This window comes from Salinivibrio sp. MA440 (assembly GCF_001996265.1).
GTDB lineage: Bacteria > Pseudomonadota > Gammaproteobacteria > Enterobacterales > Vibrionaceae > Salinivibrio > Salinivibrio costicola.
The window spans coordinates 1-14,504 of record NZ_MUFI01000016.1; the positions used below are offsets into that span (position 1 = coordinate 1).

Annotated in this window: 13 protein-coding genes; 11 read left to right on the forward strand and 2 right to left on the reverse strand. The window is 50.3% G+C overall.

The window, feature by feature from the left end; translation table 11 throughout:
- Positions 1-319 precede the first annotated feature (319 nt).
- Both BZG80_RS06810 and BZG80_RS06815 read left to right on the forward strand, forming a co-directional pair.
- Complete coding sequence (locus tag BZG80_RS06810) at positions 320-1,321, forward strand: porin (protein ID WP_077679022.1); 1,002 nt, start codon at positions 320-322, stop codon at positions 1,319-1,321.
- 88 nt (positions 1,322-1,409) lie between these two features.
- A complete protein-coding gene (locus BZG80_RS06815; protein WP_241833875.1) occupies positions 1,410-2,057 on the forward strand; it encodes a YccT family protein in 648 nt (215 codons plus the stop codon).
- Positions 2,058-2,193: 136 nt separating this feature from the next.
- On the opposite strand, the gene BZG80_RS06820 is transcribed toward BZG80_RS06815, so the two are convergent.
- The gene (locus tag BZG80_RS06820; protein ID WP_021022488.1) at positions 2,194-2,577 is read right to left on the reverse strand and encodes a conjugal transfer protein TraR; all 384 of its coding nucleotides are present in this window, start codon (positions 2,575-2,577) and stop codon (positions 2,194-2,196) included.
- Between the two features lie 418 nt (positions 2,578-2,995).
- On the opposite strand from BZG80_RS06820, the gene BZG80_RS06825 reads away from it, so the two are divergent.
- From BZG80_RS06825 to BZG80_RS06865, 9 genes are all read left to right on the forward strand, one after another.
- Positions 2,996-3,463, forward strand: coding sequence for a YbaN family protein (locus BZG80_RS06825; protein WP_077668856.1), 468 nt, complete (start codon positions 2,996-2,998; stop codon positions 3,461-3,463).
- Between the two features lie 37 nt (positions 3,464-3,500).
- Positions 3,501-4,046: an adenine phosphoribosyltransferase gene (gene apt, locus BZG80_RS06830; protein ID WP_077679023.1), complete on the forward strand. Its 546-nt coding sequence runs from the start codon at positions 3,501-3,503 to the stop codon at positions 4,044-4,046.
- Positions 4,047-4,103: 57 nt separating this feature from the next.
- Positions 4,104-6,344 carry a DNA polymerase III subunit gamma/tau gene (gene dnaX / locus BZG80_RS06835; RefSeq protein WP_077679024.1) on the forward strand — a complete coding sequence of 747 codons (2,241 nt, stop codon included), beginning with the start codon at positions 4,104-4,106 and terminating at the stop codon, positions 6,342-6,344.
- 24 nt (positions 6,345-6,368) lie between these two features.
- Positions 6,369-6,698, forward strand: a complete 330-nt coding sequence (locus tag BZG80_RS06840) for a YbaB/EbfC family nucleoid-associated protein (RefSeq protein WP_021022483.1) — start codon at positions 6,369-6,371, stop codon at positions 6,696-6,698.
- A gap of 3 nt (positions 6,699-6,701) precedes the next feature.
- A complete protein-coding gene (gene recR / locus BZG80_RS06845) occupies positions 6,702-7,310 on the forward strand; it encodes a recombination mediator RecR (RefSeq protein WP_021022482.1) in 609 nt (202 codons plus the stop codon).
- Positions 7,311-7,511: 201 nt separating this feature from the next.
- On the forward strand, positions 7,512-9,407 hold the full coding sequence (gene htpG / locus BZG80_RS06850; RefSeq protein ID WP_077676843.1) for a molecular chaperone HtpG: 1,896 nt from the start codon (positions 7,512-7,514) through the stop codon (positions 9,405-9,407).
- A 155-nt stretch (positions 9,408-9,562) separates the two neighbouring features.
- The gene (gene adk / locus BZG80_RS06855; protein WP_077679025.1) at positions 9,563-10,207 is read left to right on the forward strand and encodes an adenylate kinase; all 645 of its coding nucleotides are present in this window, start codon (positions 9,563-9,565) and stop codon (positions 10,205-10,207) included.
- Between the two features lie 163 nt (positions 10,208-10,370).
- Positions 10,371-11,345: a ferrochelatase gene (gene hemH, locus BZG80_RS06860; protein WP_077679026.1), complete on the forward strand. Its 975-nt coding sequence runs from the start codon at positions 10,371-10,373 to the stop codon at positions 11,343-11,345.
- A gap of 89 nt (positions 11,346-11,434) precedes the next feature.
- Entirely contained in the window at positions 11,435-12,736 is a 1,302-nt protein-coding gene (locus BZG80_RS06865) for an inosine/guanosine kinase (protein WP_077460153.1), read from the forward strand.
- Between the two features lie 72 nt (positions 12,737-12,808).
- Here BZG80_RS06865 and asnB read toward each other — a convergent pair whose 3' ends face one another.
- Positions 12,809-14,476 (reverse strand): asparagine synthase B, encoded by a 1,668-nt coding sequence (gene asnB, locus BZG80_RS06870; protein WP_077575876.1) that lies wholly within the window; start codon positions 14,474-14,476, stop codon positions 12,809-12,811.
- Between the last annotated feature and the right edge of the window lie 28 nt (positions 14,477-14,504).

The following is a 14,504-nucleotide window of genomic DNA, read 5'->3' on the forward strand; positions in this document are numbered from 1 at the left end:
ACATTAGTCAGAATTTTATATCGCAGAGGGTTGTTGTTAAATTTCATCAACGCACACTGCTAACGAGATTTAAACTGTGATCTTAGTTCATTAATGTTTACTATCTGTTTGTTTTTAAGTGTTTTTTGTCTATTTTGTAATGCGCTTCCAGCCAGTTGACAGAACCTCAAATGTTCTGCACGATTAGCCACGAAGTTTCAGTGAACTGGCATTTTGTGCTTCGCAGCGTGTGCTGCCGGTAACAGAGTGACAGTCACCATAAAACAGAGTTCCATGAAAGAACTCATAATGACTAAATAGAAAAGGCAGTGGATTAACCATGAAAAAGACTATTCTAGCAATGGCAGTACCAGCTCTGCTGGCTGCTGGCTCAGCATCAGCAAGCATCAACCTGTATGACGCAGAAGGCGTTAAAGTCGACGCATCGGGTGCCGCTGAAGTTCAGTACATCCAAGAAATCGGTAACAACCAAGACGGCAAATGGCGTCTAGACGATGGCGACTTCGCTATCAATACTGAAGTAGCGGTTTCAGACAAGCTTTCTGTCATCGGTGCAATGGCATTTGAATTTGAAATGAATGATGCCAACAGCAACAAAGACCAACTGAAAGGCGAAAGCCGCTCAAATGTCGAGAACGACGAGCTGTACGTTGGTCTAAAAGGCGATTGGGGTCAGTTTACAGCTGGTCGTCAGTATTTGTTGATGGATGACGCTGGTATTACCAAAGATTATGAGCTTTCTGTAAATAGCTTTGGTGCAGACTATGAGCAAGCCGCTCAAGTTGGTAAATATATTTACGATAACGGTACATTCTACGGTGCCGTGACATATAACGACAAAAGCGACGGCGTCGAAGATGGAAGTGCTAATTCACCAGCAGGCGACGATGTTCGTGTTTATGAAGGCCGTCTAGGTTATCGCGTAGCAGATATTGATGCGCGTGTTTACTATCAAAAAGCGGATAATGTTGATCGTGTAAACAATGACGACAAAGATGCCTACAACTTTGAAATCGAATATGCAGGTATCGAAAACGTAGGTATTGCTGCATCATATGGCCGCACATCATCTGATATCGGCGGAGTTGACACAGATACTGACTACATCTCTATCGCCGCTGACTACACCATGGGTAAAGCTACTTACGCAATCGGTTTTGATAACCAAGACGTAGATGGGCAACAAGACGATCTAAACGGTTACTACGCTAACGTCACTTATGCATTGCACAACAATGCAAAAGTATACGCTGAAGTAGGTGACAGCGATGGTGACGAACAAGATTGGGGTTACGTAGCAGGTATGGAAGTTAAGTTCTAATTGAGCTTAAACCCTATTGCTAAGTTATAGCACTGATTATAAAAGCCGCCTTAGGGCGGCTTTTTTCGTCTTACCGTTTGGAGTGACAATGAAAAAGTTAACAAGGGCCGCATGGATGCTGGGTGCACTGATGGCATCAAGTGTCATCCATGCAGCGGAAATTACCTCCGCCCGTCATATTGAATTTTTAGTGGTGGATGGCAGCAAAATCAGTTTTGACAACTGGGCGCCGCAGCAGACCATTGAACTTGCTAATGGCACCCACCAGTTGGTGATGCGCTTTGATGGCGAAGTGCAACGCGGCAGTAAAGAGGTAATTTTTACCTCGCGTCCGTATTTGTTTGAGCTAGACGTTGATGGCCGCGATGCCACCATTAACATTGATACTAATCTAAGAGTGAAAACCCAGGCGACCAGCTATTTTGATGATAACCCACAATGGCAGGCTGAGTTTGATAATGGCGAGGTAATGCCGTTAGAGGCCGTCGAGCTTAAAGGTGATGGCTTTGGCGCCTATGCCGATATGGAAGCGCTGGTGGCCGAGTACAACCGCGAAAACGGTATTATTATCGACCAAGGTGAAAGCAAAAACCTTAACGACGTATTAGTCGAGGTCGACGACCAAGGACAAACCTCTATTAAAGGCGATGCCTTGTCGCAGCTTAAGCTTTGGTACACCAAAGCCAGCGACCAAGAGCGTAAAACCTTCCGTCGTTGGATCATTGATCAAGATTAAGCGCGTGTTCGGGGGAGGCGTGGTAGTCAGTATCACCCATTTGACAGCTTTAAACGGTCAAGAAAAAACGCGCCCAGCTGATGCTGGGCGCGTTCCGTTTAAGCCACGGTGAGACAAGCGAAAGTCGACCTTGGGCTCACACCGATTTACGGGGGCCCGTTGTCGCACGGCGAGTGGCCGGATCGTGATGATAATAGTTTGATGCGCGGCACTGCGGACAGCGCTGCTCCGCGGCATCCTTGATTAAATCATCGAGTGGAATGTCACTCTCACAATCGGCACACAATCCGTAAATTTCCAAATCCATGGCACACAAAGCCGCATCGACTTTTTCCAGACGTTCACCGAGGCAACGAATTGCACCAGGCAGGCCTTGGCTTTCTTTGATCAGCTCTGTGACAGTCAGGGTGTCGCAATGCTTGTCCCAGTCTTCACGCAAACGCGTGGTTAAGGTGGCGATCAGCTCGGCACGCTCACGAGTGAGCTTACGCCGCAGCTGCGCAAGAGTATTTGTATCCATGGTCAGTTCGCTTGATTGGCTAAATGACGTTTATCATGACCCAATGCACCAAGTTGTTACCCTGATGTAAATCAATAATCGGATTAAAACCTTACAAAACGTCCGTTTTTAGCGGGGCCAAGCTAGGCTATAGTAACCGCTCACTGATGGTATGTTGTTGTGAGCGTTGTAACCTATGAGTCACGAATTTAAAGAACCTTATAACCTAAAGTATTTTATCGGCTTTTTGTTGGTCTTACTGATCCCCACCTTACCCGCAAGCCTCACTTGGCTCGGGATTGTATTTGGCGGTTAATCACCGCCTTATTCAATACTGCCTCATTTTTCCTAAGCTCGCCCTGTACCCATTGCGGCTGGATCACTACACTGGGGTAAGAGGGTCACCCTGGTGACGCGCAGCAATAAGGGCAAATTGGCTATGCAGTCAAAAGCGGTGCAGTCAAACGCGCCACAGTCAAAAGCGCGACAAACAACACCCGCGCCGCCAGCTCCATCCGTCGCTTGGCGTTGGGCGTGGAACGGTTTGGGTTGGTTTTGGGTCGCACTCGGTGCCGCCGGGGCGTTTTTGCCTGTGTTACCAACAACCCCGTTTTTGTTGCTCGCAAGCGGCTGTTTTATGCGTGGCTCCCCCCGAATCGCCAATTGGCTTCATGCCCATCCAACGTTCGGGCCAATATTGACTGACTGGTACCAACAACGCGCCATCAGCCGGCGGGTCAAAAAGCGGGCAACGGTGATGATCGTGGCCAGTTTCTCATTCTCAATGTACATGGTGCCAGCACTCTGGTTAAAAGGCATGCTACTGCTTTGTCTGATTGTGCTCTTATGCTGGTTTCTCCGCCTGCCTGAGACGGAATCTGTTGCTGGTACGGCCGAAAATTCATAACATGGCGGTTTGCGTTTTTTACCGATGAGAATTGGCCATGAGCAACGACAACTTGGATGTGATTAAACAAAGCATTCAAACCATTCCTGATTACCCTAAGCCAGGCATCTTATTTCGTGATGTCACCAGCTTGATGGAAGACCCGACCGCCTACCAGGCCACCATTGATACCCTGGTAGCAAAGTATCGGGATCAAGGCTTTACCAAGGTGATTGGCACCGAATCGCGCGGCTTTTTATTTGGCGCGCCCTTGGCCTTAGCGCTGGCATTGCCATTTGTGCCGGTGCGCAAGCCAGGCAAATTGCCACGGGCGGTGATCAGCGAAAATTACCAGCTAGAATACGGTGAAGATACGCTTGAGATCCACAGTGATGCCATTGATGACGGTGATAAAGTGCTGGTGATCGATGACTTGCTGGCCACCGGTGGCACCATTGAAGCCACGGTCAAATTAGTGCGTCGGTTGGGCGGCACCGTGGAACACGCCGGTTTTGTGATTAGCTTACCGGATATTGGCGGTGAGGAAAAACTGACGGCGCTTGGCGTTAGTGTGTACAGTTTGTGCGAGTTTGCCGGCCATTAATGGTGAACACGACGCTGGGCCTTGGGTCATTTATCAGCCACTAGGAAGCCAATTGACATGAGTTATCAAGTTCTTGCACGCAAATGGCGCCCCCATAACTTTGACGCGGTGGCGGGGCAGAGCCATGTGCTGACGGCGCTCGCCAATGCGCTCGATCATGACCGCCTGCACCATGCTTACCTGTTCAGTGGAACGCGGGGAGTGGGCAAAACCACCATCGCACGTATTTTTGCCAAAGGATTAAATTGCGAGCAGGGCGTGTCGTCCTCACCGTGTGGCCAATGCGCCACCTGCCGTGAAATTGATGAAGGGCGTTACGTTGACTTGTTGGAAATTGATGCAGCGTCACGCACCAAGGTAGAAGATACGCGCGAGCTGCTTGATAACGTCCAGTATAAACCCGCACGCGGACGGTATAAGGTGTACCTGATTGATGAGGTCCACATGCTGTCGCGGCATAGTTTTAATGCCTTGCTTAAAACGCTGGAAGAGCCACCCGAGTATGTGAAATTTTTGCTGGCGACTACGGATCCGCAAAAATTGCCGGTGACCATTTTGTCGCGCTGCTTGCAGTTTCATTTAAAACATTTTGACGCCAGTCAGATCCAAACCCAGCTCGATTACATTCTTGGCCAAGAGGGCGTCGAAGCTGACGCGCGCGCGCTGATGCTACTGTCACGTGCGGCAGAAGGCAGTATGCGCGATGCGCTGAGCTTAACCGATCAAGCGCTTGCGCTCGGTAACGGTCAGATTAGCACCCGCGCAGTAGCAGAAATGCTAGGGACCTTAAGCAGTGACAATGCGTTGTTGTTACTGGAAGCATTAGTAAATCAAGATGCAGTTGAGCTGATGAATGGGCTGGCGCAGATTGCACAAATTGGCGTCGAATGGGATGGGTTGCTTAAAGAGCTCGCAGGCCAGCTTCATCAAATTGCGTTGGCGCAAACACTGCCACAAACCCGCGATGATGCAGAGGGTGATCACGCGCGCATACAGGCTTTAGCGTCGCGCTTAACGCCGCAAGATGTGCAGCTATGTTACCAAATAGCGCTGCAGGGTCGACAAGATTTACCCTATGCCCCCGATGGACGTGCGGGGCTAGAGATGGTATTGCTGCGGATGTTGGCGTTCCAGCCGGTTAAAACGGTGCCTTATGAGCCGGTGACTATTGCCGTGCCCGAACACGCCCCAACGTCGCAGGCGCAGCCAAGCGCCTCAAGTATGGCGTCAGACGCACAGCCCAAAGCGGCGAGCGAAAACCCTGATCCGACACAAGCAATTAGCGCATTAAAAGCGCAAGTTGCCGCGTCGGAGCGCCGTGGGCCTGCCTCATCCGAATCATCTATCTCGGCGACACCCTCTGCGCCTGACACTAGGCCGGCCGATCCGATCGCATCTGTGCCTGATCACGCTTCGTCGGCGGCTGATCACGATGACAGCACACCGATATCGCCTGCATCGGCTCCAGCTAAGGATACGACGCCAGCAACGGACGCATCAGACGTGCCAGCCAGTGAGGTACCCGCGTCTGCGGCATCGAGTTTGATTCAAGCCCGCAACCAGCTGCGTAGCAGGATGAAGCGACAAACCAGTCAGACAGAGTCTGGCGCAAAAAAGGCGAGACAGACACCGGCCAAGAGTGATGCATTATCTGTGTTGGATCGCGTTGCGACCGCTGCAGAATCGACATCGCCTGTGTCTGACGCCAACTCAGTCGCGACCTCCACCGCAACGTCATCTGAGCCGGTGCCCGCACGGCAACGCGACACATCATTGGCGGCGACGGAGCCTTATCAATGGCGTCCTTCTCAGCCCCAAGCCAAGGCGCCAGCCACCGTGTCGTCGTTGACGCCAAAGGCGCTCAAACAAGCGCTTGAGCATGAGAAAACGCCAGCAATGCGCGATAAGTTGGTGCAGGAGACTAACCAACAAGATCCTTGGTGTGCGTTGGCCGATAGCCTTGAGGTCGAGCGGCTGGTGAAACAAATGGCGCTCAATGCCGCTATGGTGCGTGAAGGCGACCAGGTTCGGCTGACATTAAGGCCTGATCAATCACATCTGAATACCGAAAAAGCGCAGCAACAATTAACTCAGGCCTTGACGACGGCATTGGGTGCCCCCATAACCTTGGAGGTACAGCTCGGGGAAGCGGGAATCACACCGTTAGAGCGGCGAGAGCAGCTCTATCAACAAAAATTAGCGCAGGCGACACACAGCCTGCATAATGATCCGAATGTCACTTTTATGCTTCAACGCTTTGCGGCGGAGTTAGAGGAAGACAGCATTCGACCAATTTAAGACACCTAACCAAGAGAGAGAATTATGTTTGGTAAAGGCGGCATGGGTAACATGATGAAGCAGGCGCAGCAAATGCAAGAGCGCATGCAGAAAGTACAAGAAGAAATCGCCAGCATGGAAGTGACAGGCGAAGCGGGCGCAGGCATGGTGAAAGTCACCATGACAGGCAGCCACAGCATCCGTCGTGTCGACATCGACGATAGCTTGATGGAAGATGACAAAGACATGCTGGAAGACTTGATCGCGGCCGCATTCAACGATGCTGCCCGTCGTGTTGAGGAGCAACAAAAAGAGAAAATGGCGGACGTGACAGGCGGTATGCAGTTACCACCAGGCATGAAAATGCCATTTTAATCTATGCGCACCAGCCAGTTACTTGAACAGCTGATGGACTCGCTGCGTTGTTTACCTGGGGTGGGTCCCAAGTCGGCGCAGCGAATGGCGTATCATCTTTTGCAACGTAATCGCCAAGGGGGGCTTGCCCTGGCGCAGTCACTGAGCACGGCAATGACCGACATTGGCCACTGCAGCCAGTGCCGGACATTTACAGAGCAAGACGTGTGTGCCATTTGTGATAACCCGAAACGACAAGCAACCGGACTGATTTGTGTGGTTGAAAGCCCGGCCGATATTGCCGCCGTTGAAGCGACCGGCCAATATGCCGGGCGCTATTTTGTCTTAATGGGGCACTTGTCGCCATTAGATGGGATTGGGCCGGCAGATATCGGTTTAGACGTTTTGGAAAAGCGCTTGCAAAGTGAACCGATTGAAGAGCTTATTCTGGCGACCAATCCCACGGTAGAAGGGGAAGCCACGGCGCAGTACATCGCCGAGCTTTGCCAAGAACACCAAGTGGGCGCGAGCCGTATCGCCCACGGTGTCCCCATGGGTGGTGAGCTTGAATTGGTGGATGGCACCACGCTGTCGCACTCCATTATTGGCCGCCAACAGCTTAAATACCGCTAACGGCGTCAATATCGCTAACCGCTTATCAAGCCTAACCGCCCGGTTAGGCTTTCTTTTTCTCAACTGATGTTTATTTGACCAGTCACACCTTGAAAGCGGCTGATGTGGCCCTTATATCCTGGGGTACTGAATATGAATTCTTCGTGACGTGGGTCGATTACCCACTCAGCCTTTAAACATCATAGTGTTAGGTAGATTGACATGAGCGTGAAAACCCCAGAAAAACACCAGTTTGGTTCAGATACCTCCAAATTGCTGCAGTTGATGATCCATTCTCTCTACTCAAACAAAGAGATCTTTCTTCGAGAGCTGGTCTCAAACGCGTCGGACGCCGCGGATAAGCTGCGCTTTAAAGCGCTATCAGCGCCTGAGCTGTATGAAAACGACGGTGATCTGCGTGTTCGTCTGTCTTTTGATAGCGAAGCCGGCACACTCACCGTGTCTGACAACGGCATCGGCATGAGCCGTGACGATGTTATTGCCAATCTCGGCACCATCGCCAAATCAGGCACCGAAGAGTTTTTAAAACAACTGAACGAAGACCAAAGCAAAGATTCCAACTTGATTGGCCAGTTCGGTGTCGGTTTTTACTCCGCCTTTATTGTCGCGGATAAAGTGACGGTACGTACCCGTGCTGCAGGGCTTGGAGCTGACGAAGCGGTGCAATGGGAATCGACCGGTGAAGGTGAATATACACTTGAGCCTGTTAGTAAAGCGGAACGTGGCACCGACATTACGCTGTACCTCAAAGACGATGAGAAAGAGTTCCTTAACGACTGGCGCCTGCGTGAAGTGATCGGTAAATATTCGGATCACATCGGTATTCCGGTTGAAATGTGGACACAAGAGAAAGACGAGGAAGGCAACGAGACTGGCGAAGGCAAATGGGAGCAAGTGAACAAAGCGCAAGCGCTATGGACCCGTGCCAAGTCCGATATCTCTGCTGAAGAATATAAAGAATTCTATAAGCATGTTTCGCATGATTTTGCAGAGCCGCTAACCTGGAGCCATAACCGGGTTGAAGGTAAAAATGATTACACCAGTTTGTTGTATATCCCCTCTAAGGCGCCGTGGGATCTTTATAACCGCGAGCACAAACATGGACTGAAACTCTATGTACAGCGCGTGTTCATCATGGATGATGCGTCACAATTTATGCCAAGCTACTTGCGCTTTGTACGTGGTTTGATTGATTCTAACGATTTGCCGCTCAACGTGTCGCGCGAGATCTTACAAGATAACAAGATCACCCAATCGCTGCGGGGGGCGTGCACCAAGCGTGTTCTGTCGATGCTAGAAAAACTGGCCAAAAATGATGCCGACAAGTATCAAACATTTTGGCGAGAGTTTGGCTTGGTGATGAAAGAAGGCCCAGCGGAAGATTTCAGCAATAAAGAAAAAATTGCTGGCTTGCTGCGTTTTGCTTCAACCCAAGAAGACAGCGCTGAGCAAACGGTGTCGTTGGCCGACTATGTGTCGCGCATGAAAGAAGAGCAAGACAAGATCTACTACATCACGGCAGATAGCTATAACGCCGCGAAACACAGCCCACACTTGGAGCAGTTTAAAGCCAAAGGCATTGAAGTGATCTTGATGTACGATCGCATCGATGAATGGCTGATGAGCTACCTGACCGAGTTCGATGGCAAATCGTTCCAAGCGATCACCAAAGCGGATCTCGACCTCAGCCAATTCGACGATGAAGAGGCAAAAGCAGAGCGCGAAGAAACCGAAAAAGCGTTTGAATCTGTGGTTGAGCGGGTGAAATCTCACCTGGGTGAGCGGGTGAAAGATGTGCGCACCACGTTTAAGCTTTCAGACACCCCAGCTGTGGTTGTGACTGATCAGTTTGAAATGGGCACACAAATGGCGAAGTTGCTAGAAGCCGCTGGCCAGCAAGCGCCTGATGTGAAATACATTTTTGAGCTAAACCCAGAGCATGATCTCATCAAGCGCATGGCGGATGAAAGCGACGAGCAAAAATTTGGTACTTGGGTAGAAATGTTGCTCGGCCAAGCGATGTTGGCAGAGAAGGGCAGCATGGATGATCCGTCAGAGTTCTTGGCGTCGGTCAATCAACTTCTGACCAAGGTATAATCGACACAGGTCGAGACAATCAACATACTCAGTGACGAACGACAAGCCCGGCCGGATGCCGGGCTTGATAGCGTTTGGCTAAGCGTGTATGTTTCGGGTCTTTGCGGCGATAGACGCAGTTTAACGAAACCTAAATAATCATAAAGGGGATCACTATGCGCATCATTCTTTTGGGTGCACCGGGCGCGGGTAAAGGGACGCAAGCGCAGTTCATCATGGAAAAATACGGGATTCCGCAAATTTCTACCGGTGACATGTTGCGCGCCGCGATTAAAGCGGGCACTGAGCTTGGTTTAAAAGCCAAAGCAGTTATTGATGCGGGCGAATTGGTGTCTGACGACATTATTCTTGGCCTAGTTAAAGAGCGTATCTCGCAAGATGATTGTGCCAACGGCTTCTTGCTAGATGGGTTCCCACGTACGATTCCGCAAGCGGATGGTCTTAAAGAGATCGGTATCGCGATCGATTACGTACTCGAATTCGACGTTCCGGACGACGTTATCGTAGAGCGTATGAGTGGTCGCCGTGCTCATCTGGCCTCTGGTCGCACCTATCACCTGGTTTATAACCCACCGAAAGAGGAAGGGAAAGACGACGTGACGGGCGAGCCGCTGGTGGTGCGTGATGATGATAAAGAAGAGACAGTGCGAGCGCGTCTAAACGTGTATCACAATCAAACGGCACCACTGATTGCGTACTATAAAAAAGAAGCCGATGCCGGCAATACCCAGTTTGTCACTTTTGACGGCACCCAAGCGGTTGAGCGGGTTAGCACCGAGATTCAAAAAGTACTCGGCTAATCAGCGCCACGCCCGATGCGGTGTAACCCTATGACGTCATCGGTATGACGGATAGCAGAAACCGGAGCAGACGATTAGTCGCTCCGGTTTTTTTATGGCAAGCTGTATGTCACTCATTACTATTATTCGCTCTTTGACTGAGCCGATGCCAAGGACAACCATAATGACAGAAAATAAACACCAAGTTGGCGTGCTATTGGTCAACTTGGGGACGCCAGATGAACCGACGCCCGCCGCTGTAAAGCGCTTTCTCTCTGAGTTTTTGCATGATCACCGAGTGGTCGATTTAACCCGCTGGTTATGGTGCCCATTATTACACGGCGTGATTTTGCCTGTACGGTCACCCAAGGTCGCCAAACTGTATCAAAGTGTATGGATGGAAGAAGGCTCACCGTTAATGGTGTATGCCAAACGTCAGCGTGATGCGTTAGCGAAACAAGTAGATATGCCAGTTGCTCTGGGAATGACGTATGGTACACCGTCAATCATCCAGGGCATTGAGACGCTGGAGCAACAAGGCTGTGAAAAGGTTCTAATCGTACCGCTTTACCCACAATACTCGGCCACCACCACCGCGGCGGTCTTTGATAAGGTAGCCAAATCACTCAAAGGGCGACCACGTATTCCCGAATTGCGCTATGTGCATCATTATCACGAGCACCCTGCTTATCAATCCGCTTTGGCGGCGTCGGTGAAACGCCACTGGGAGCAGCATGGAAAAGGGGATCGCTTGTTATGTTCGTATCATGGGATCCCGCAGCGTTTTGCCGATAATGGCGACCCGTATCCGCAGCATTGTCAACAGACCACCGCGTTGCTCCAAGCCGAATTAGGTTTGCCAGATGATGCCATTATGATGAGTTATCAATCACGGTTTGGCCGTGAAGAGTGGCTGAAGCCTTACACCGACAAAACCTTGGAAGGGTTGCCAGCCCAGGGGGTCAAAACGTTAGATATCATGACTCCCGCGTTCTCATCTGATTGCTTGGAAACCTTAGAAGAAATCGCCGGAGAGTGTCGTGATATCTTCTTAGAAGCCGGTGGCGAAGCCTTTCGTTTTATTCCATGCTTAAACGATGACAAGGCCCACATTGATTTACTTGCCGCGCTGGTGGCAGACCATACGCAAGGCTGGTAGGCGAGAAAATTCGTAGGCCAGACGCTACGCAGGCGCAAATTCTGTGATAGAATTCGCGCCTTCCTTCCATTAGCCAAGTTACACGAACCATGAAATTTCCAGGACAACGTAAGTCTAAACACTACTTTCCGGTTCATGCCCGGGATCCTTTGCTCAATCCTGCCACGGACCGCGGCTTTAAGCGCCCTCATGTCATCGGCATTGACCAAACCTTGGTCGATATAGAAGCGAAAGTAGGTGATGAGTTTCTGGAACGTTATGGTTTAAGCAAGGGCCACTCATTGGTGATTGATGATGAGCGTGCCGAAGCCTTGTATCAAGAGCTAAAAGATAACAACTTGGTGACGCATGAGTTTGCCGGCGGCACCATTGGCAATACCTTACACAATTATTCCGCATTGGCTGACGATCAGTCGATCTTGCTAGGGGTAATGAGTCAGGATATTCGTATTGGTAGTTATTCTTATCGGTATTTGTGTAACACCTCTAGCCGGATGGATCTGAACTACCTGCAACCGGTTCAAGGCCCGATTGGTCGTTGCTATGCGCTGATTGGCGATTGCGGTGAGCGTACGTTTGCCATCAACGAAGGCTTGATGAACCAACTCCATCCTGATTCGATTCCTGAGCATATCTTTGAAAACGCCTCGGCGTTGGTACTGACTGCGTACTTGGTCCGTTGTAAAGAAGGCGATCCGATGCCAGATGCGACCATGCGTGCGATCAAATATGCCAAAAAGCATAATGTGCCGGTAGTCATGACATTGGGCACCAAATATGTGATTGAACAAAATCCACAGTGGTGGCGCGATTTTCTCGCTGAACACGTCAGTGTGGTTGCCATGAACGAAGATGAAGGCGAGGCGTTGACCGGAGAAAGTGATCCGCTGTTGGCGGCTGACGCGACGCTACAATGGGTGGACATGGTGCTTTGCACCGCAGGCCCGATTGGCCTATACATGGCCGGCTACAGTGAAGACAAAGCCAAACGTGAAACGTCACTACCGCTGCTACCTGGTGCGATTCCTGAGTTCAATATGTATGAGTTCAGCCGTCCAATGATCAAAGCCGATTGCGAAAACCCAATAAAAGTGTATTCGCATATTGCCCCTTATATGGGTGGACCGGAACGGATTAAAAATACCAATGGCGCGGGTGACGGTGCACTCTCTGCGTTGCTACATGATATGTCAGCCAACCGTTACCACCGTGACAATGTGCCTAACTCGCGTAAACACCAGTATCCATTTTTGACCTACTCGTCTTTCTCTCAGGTGTGTAAATACGCCAACCGTGTGAGCTATGAGGTATTGGCGCAGCACTCACCACGTCTTTCTCGCGGGTTGCCAGAACGTGAAGATAGCCTGGAAGAAGCCTACTGGGAACGCTAAGGCGAGAGGCTTTGAATGCGAATAAAAAAACCGCCAATTTGGCGGTTTTTTATTGCGAGGATAAGTACGTTGTTATTGATACGCCTTTTCATGGACAGTGCGTACGGCGCGGCCAGAGGGATCGGCCTGGTTTTTGAAAGATTCATCCCACTCAATGGCTTTGGCACTTGAGCAAGCAATTGATGGGCCGCCAGGAACGCATTTCGCCGCATCGTCGAGCGGGAAAAGCTCTGCGAAGATTTCACGATACATATACGCTTCTTTGGTGGTCGGCGTGTTGTATGGAAAGCGAAATTCAGCGGTGGCTAACTGCTGGTCGCTGACCTTTTCGTCGGCAATGGTTTTTAAGGTATCAATCCAGCCATAGCCAACCCCATCGCTAAACTGCTCTTTTTGTCGCCATGCCACTGATTCAGGCAGTAAATCGCCAAAGCACTCACGAATGATGTGTTTTTCCATTTTACCGTTACCGCACATTTTATCGTCCGGTTTGATTTGCATCGCCACTTCCAAAAATGCTTTATCGAGGAAAGGTACACGGGCTTCCACCCCCCAGGCGGCCATCGATTTGTTGGCGCGGGCACAATCGAACATGTTTAGCGCGAGCAGTTTACGCACGGTTTCCTCGTGGAATTCTTGTGCGTTGGGCGCTTTGTGGAAATACAAATATCCGCCAAAGACTTCATCGGCGCCTTCACCGGAGAGCACCATTTTGATCCCCATCGCGCGAATTTTGCGTGACATCAGATACATAGGTGTAGAGGCGCGAATAGTCGTCACATCATAGGTTTCAATGTGATAAATCACATCGCGAATGGCGTCTAGCCCTTCTTGAATGCTGTAAGTGAATTCGTGATGAACAGTCCCTAGATGATCGGCAACCTCTTTGGCTGCTTTTAAGTCAGGCGCGCCTTCAAGACCAATCGCAAATGAGTGCAAACGCGGCCACCAAGCCTGGCTTTGGTCATCATCTTCAACGCGGTTCGCCGCAAACTGTTTGGTGATCGCAGAGATCACGGAAGAATCGAGCCCGCCAGAGAGTAATACGCCATACGGCACATCGGTCATGAGCTGACGGTGTACGGCACTTTCTAACGCCTCTTTGAGCGCGGCTTTATCGGTGCGGTTGTCTTTGACGGCATCATAGTCCATCCAATCGCGCTTATAGTAGCGGACAGGCTCACCCTGTTTACTCCATAAAAAGTGACCAGGAGGGAATTCGCTGATGGTTTTACATACCGGTGTCAGTGCTTTCATTTCTGACGCTACATAATAGTTACCGTGCTCATCATGGCCGTGATACAGCGGAATAATGCCAATATGATCGCGGCCAATCAAGTAGGCATCTTGCTCTTCATCGTACAAAATAAAGGCAAAAATACCGTTTAAGTAATCCAGCAGCTCAGCGCCTTTTTCTTGGTATAACGCCAAAATAATTTCGCAATCTGATTCTGTTTGGAACGGATAATCCGCCGCGAATTCGGCACGAAGCTCTTTGTGATTGTAGATCTCACCGTTCACTGCCAACGCTTGGGTTTGTTGTGGGTTATAAAGTGGCTGCGCACCACTGTTAAGATCGACAATCGCAAGGCGCTCATGGACCAAAATAGCTTTATCTGATGAATAGATCCCCGACCAGTCAGGCCCTCGATGGCGCATGGTTTTTGACATTTTGAGCGCAACGTCACGCAATTGTTGCGGATCGGTTTTAATGTCGAGCGCTCCAAAGATTGAACACATAATTTTCCTCTCCATAGTGTTGATTGAT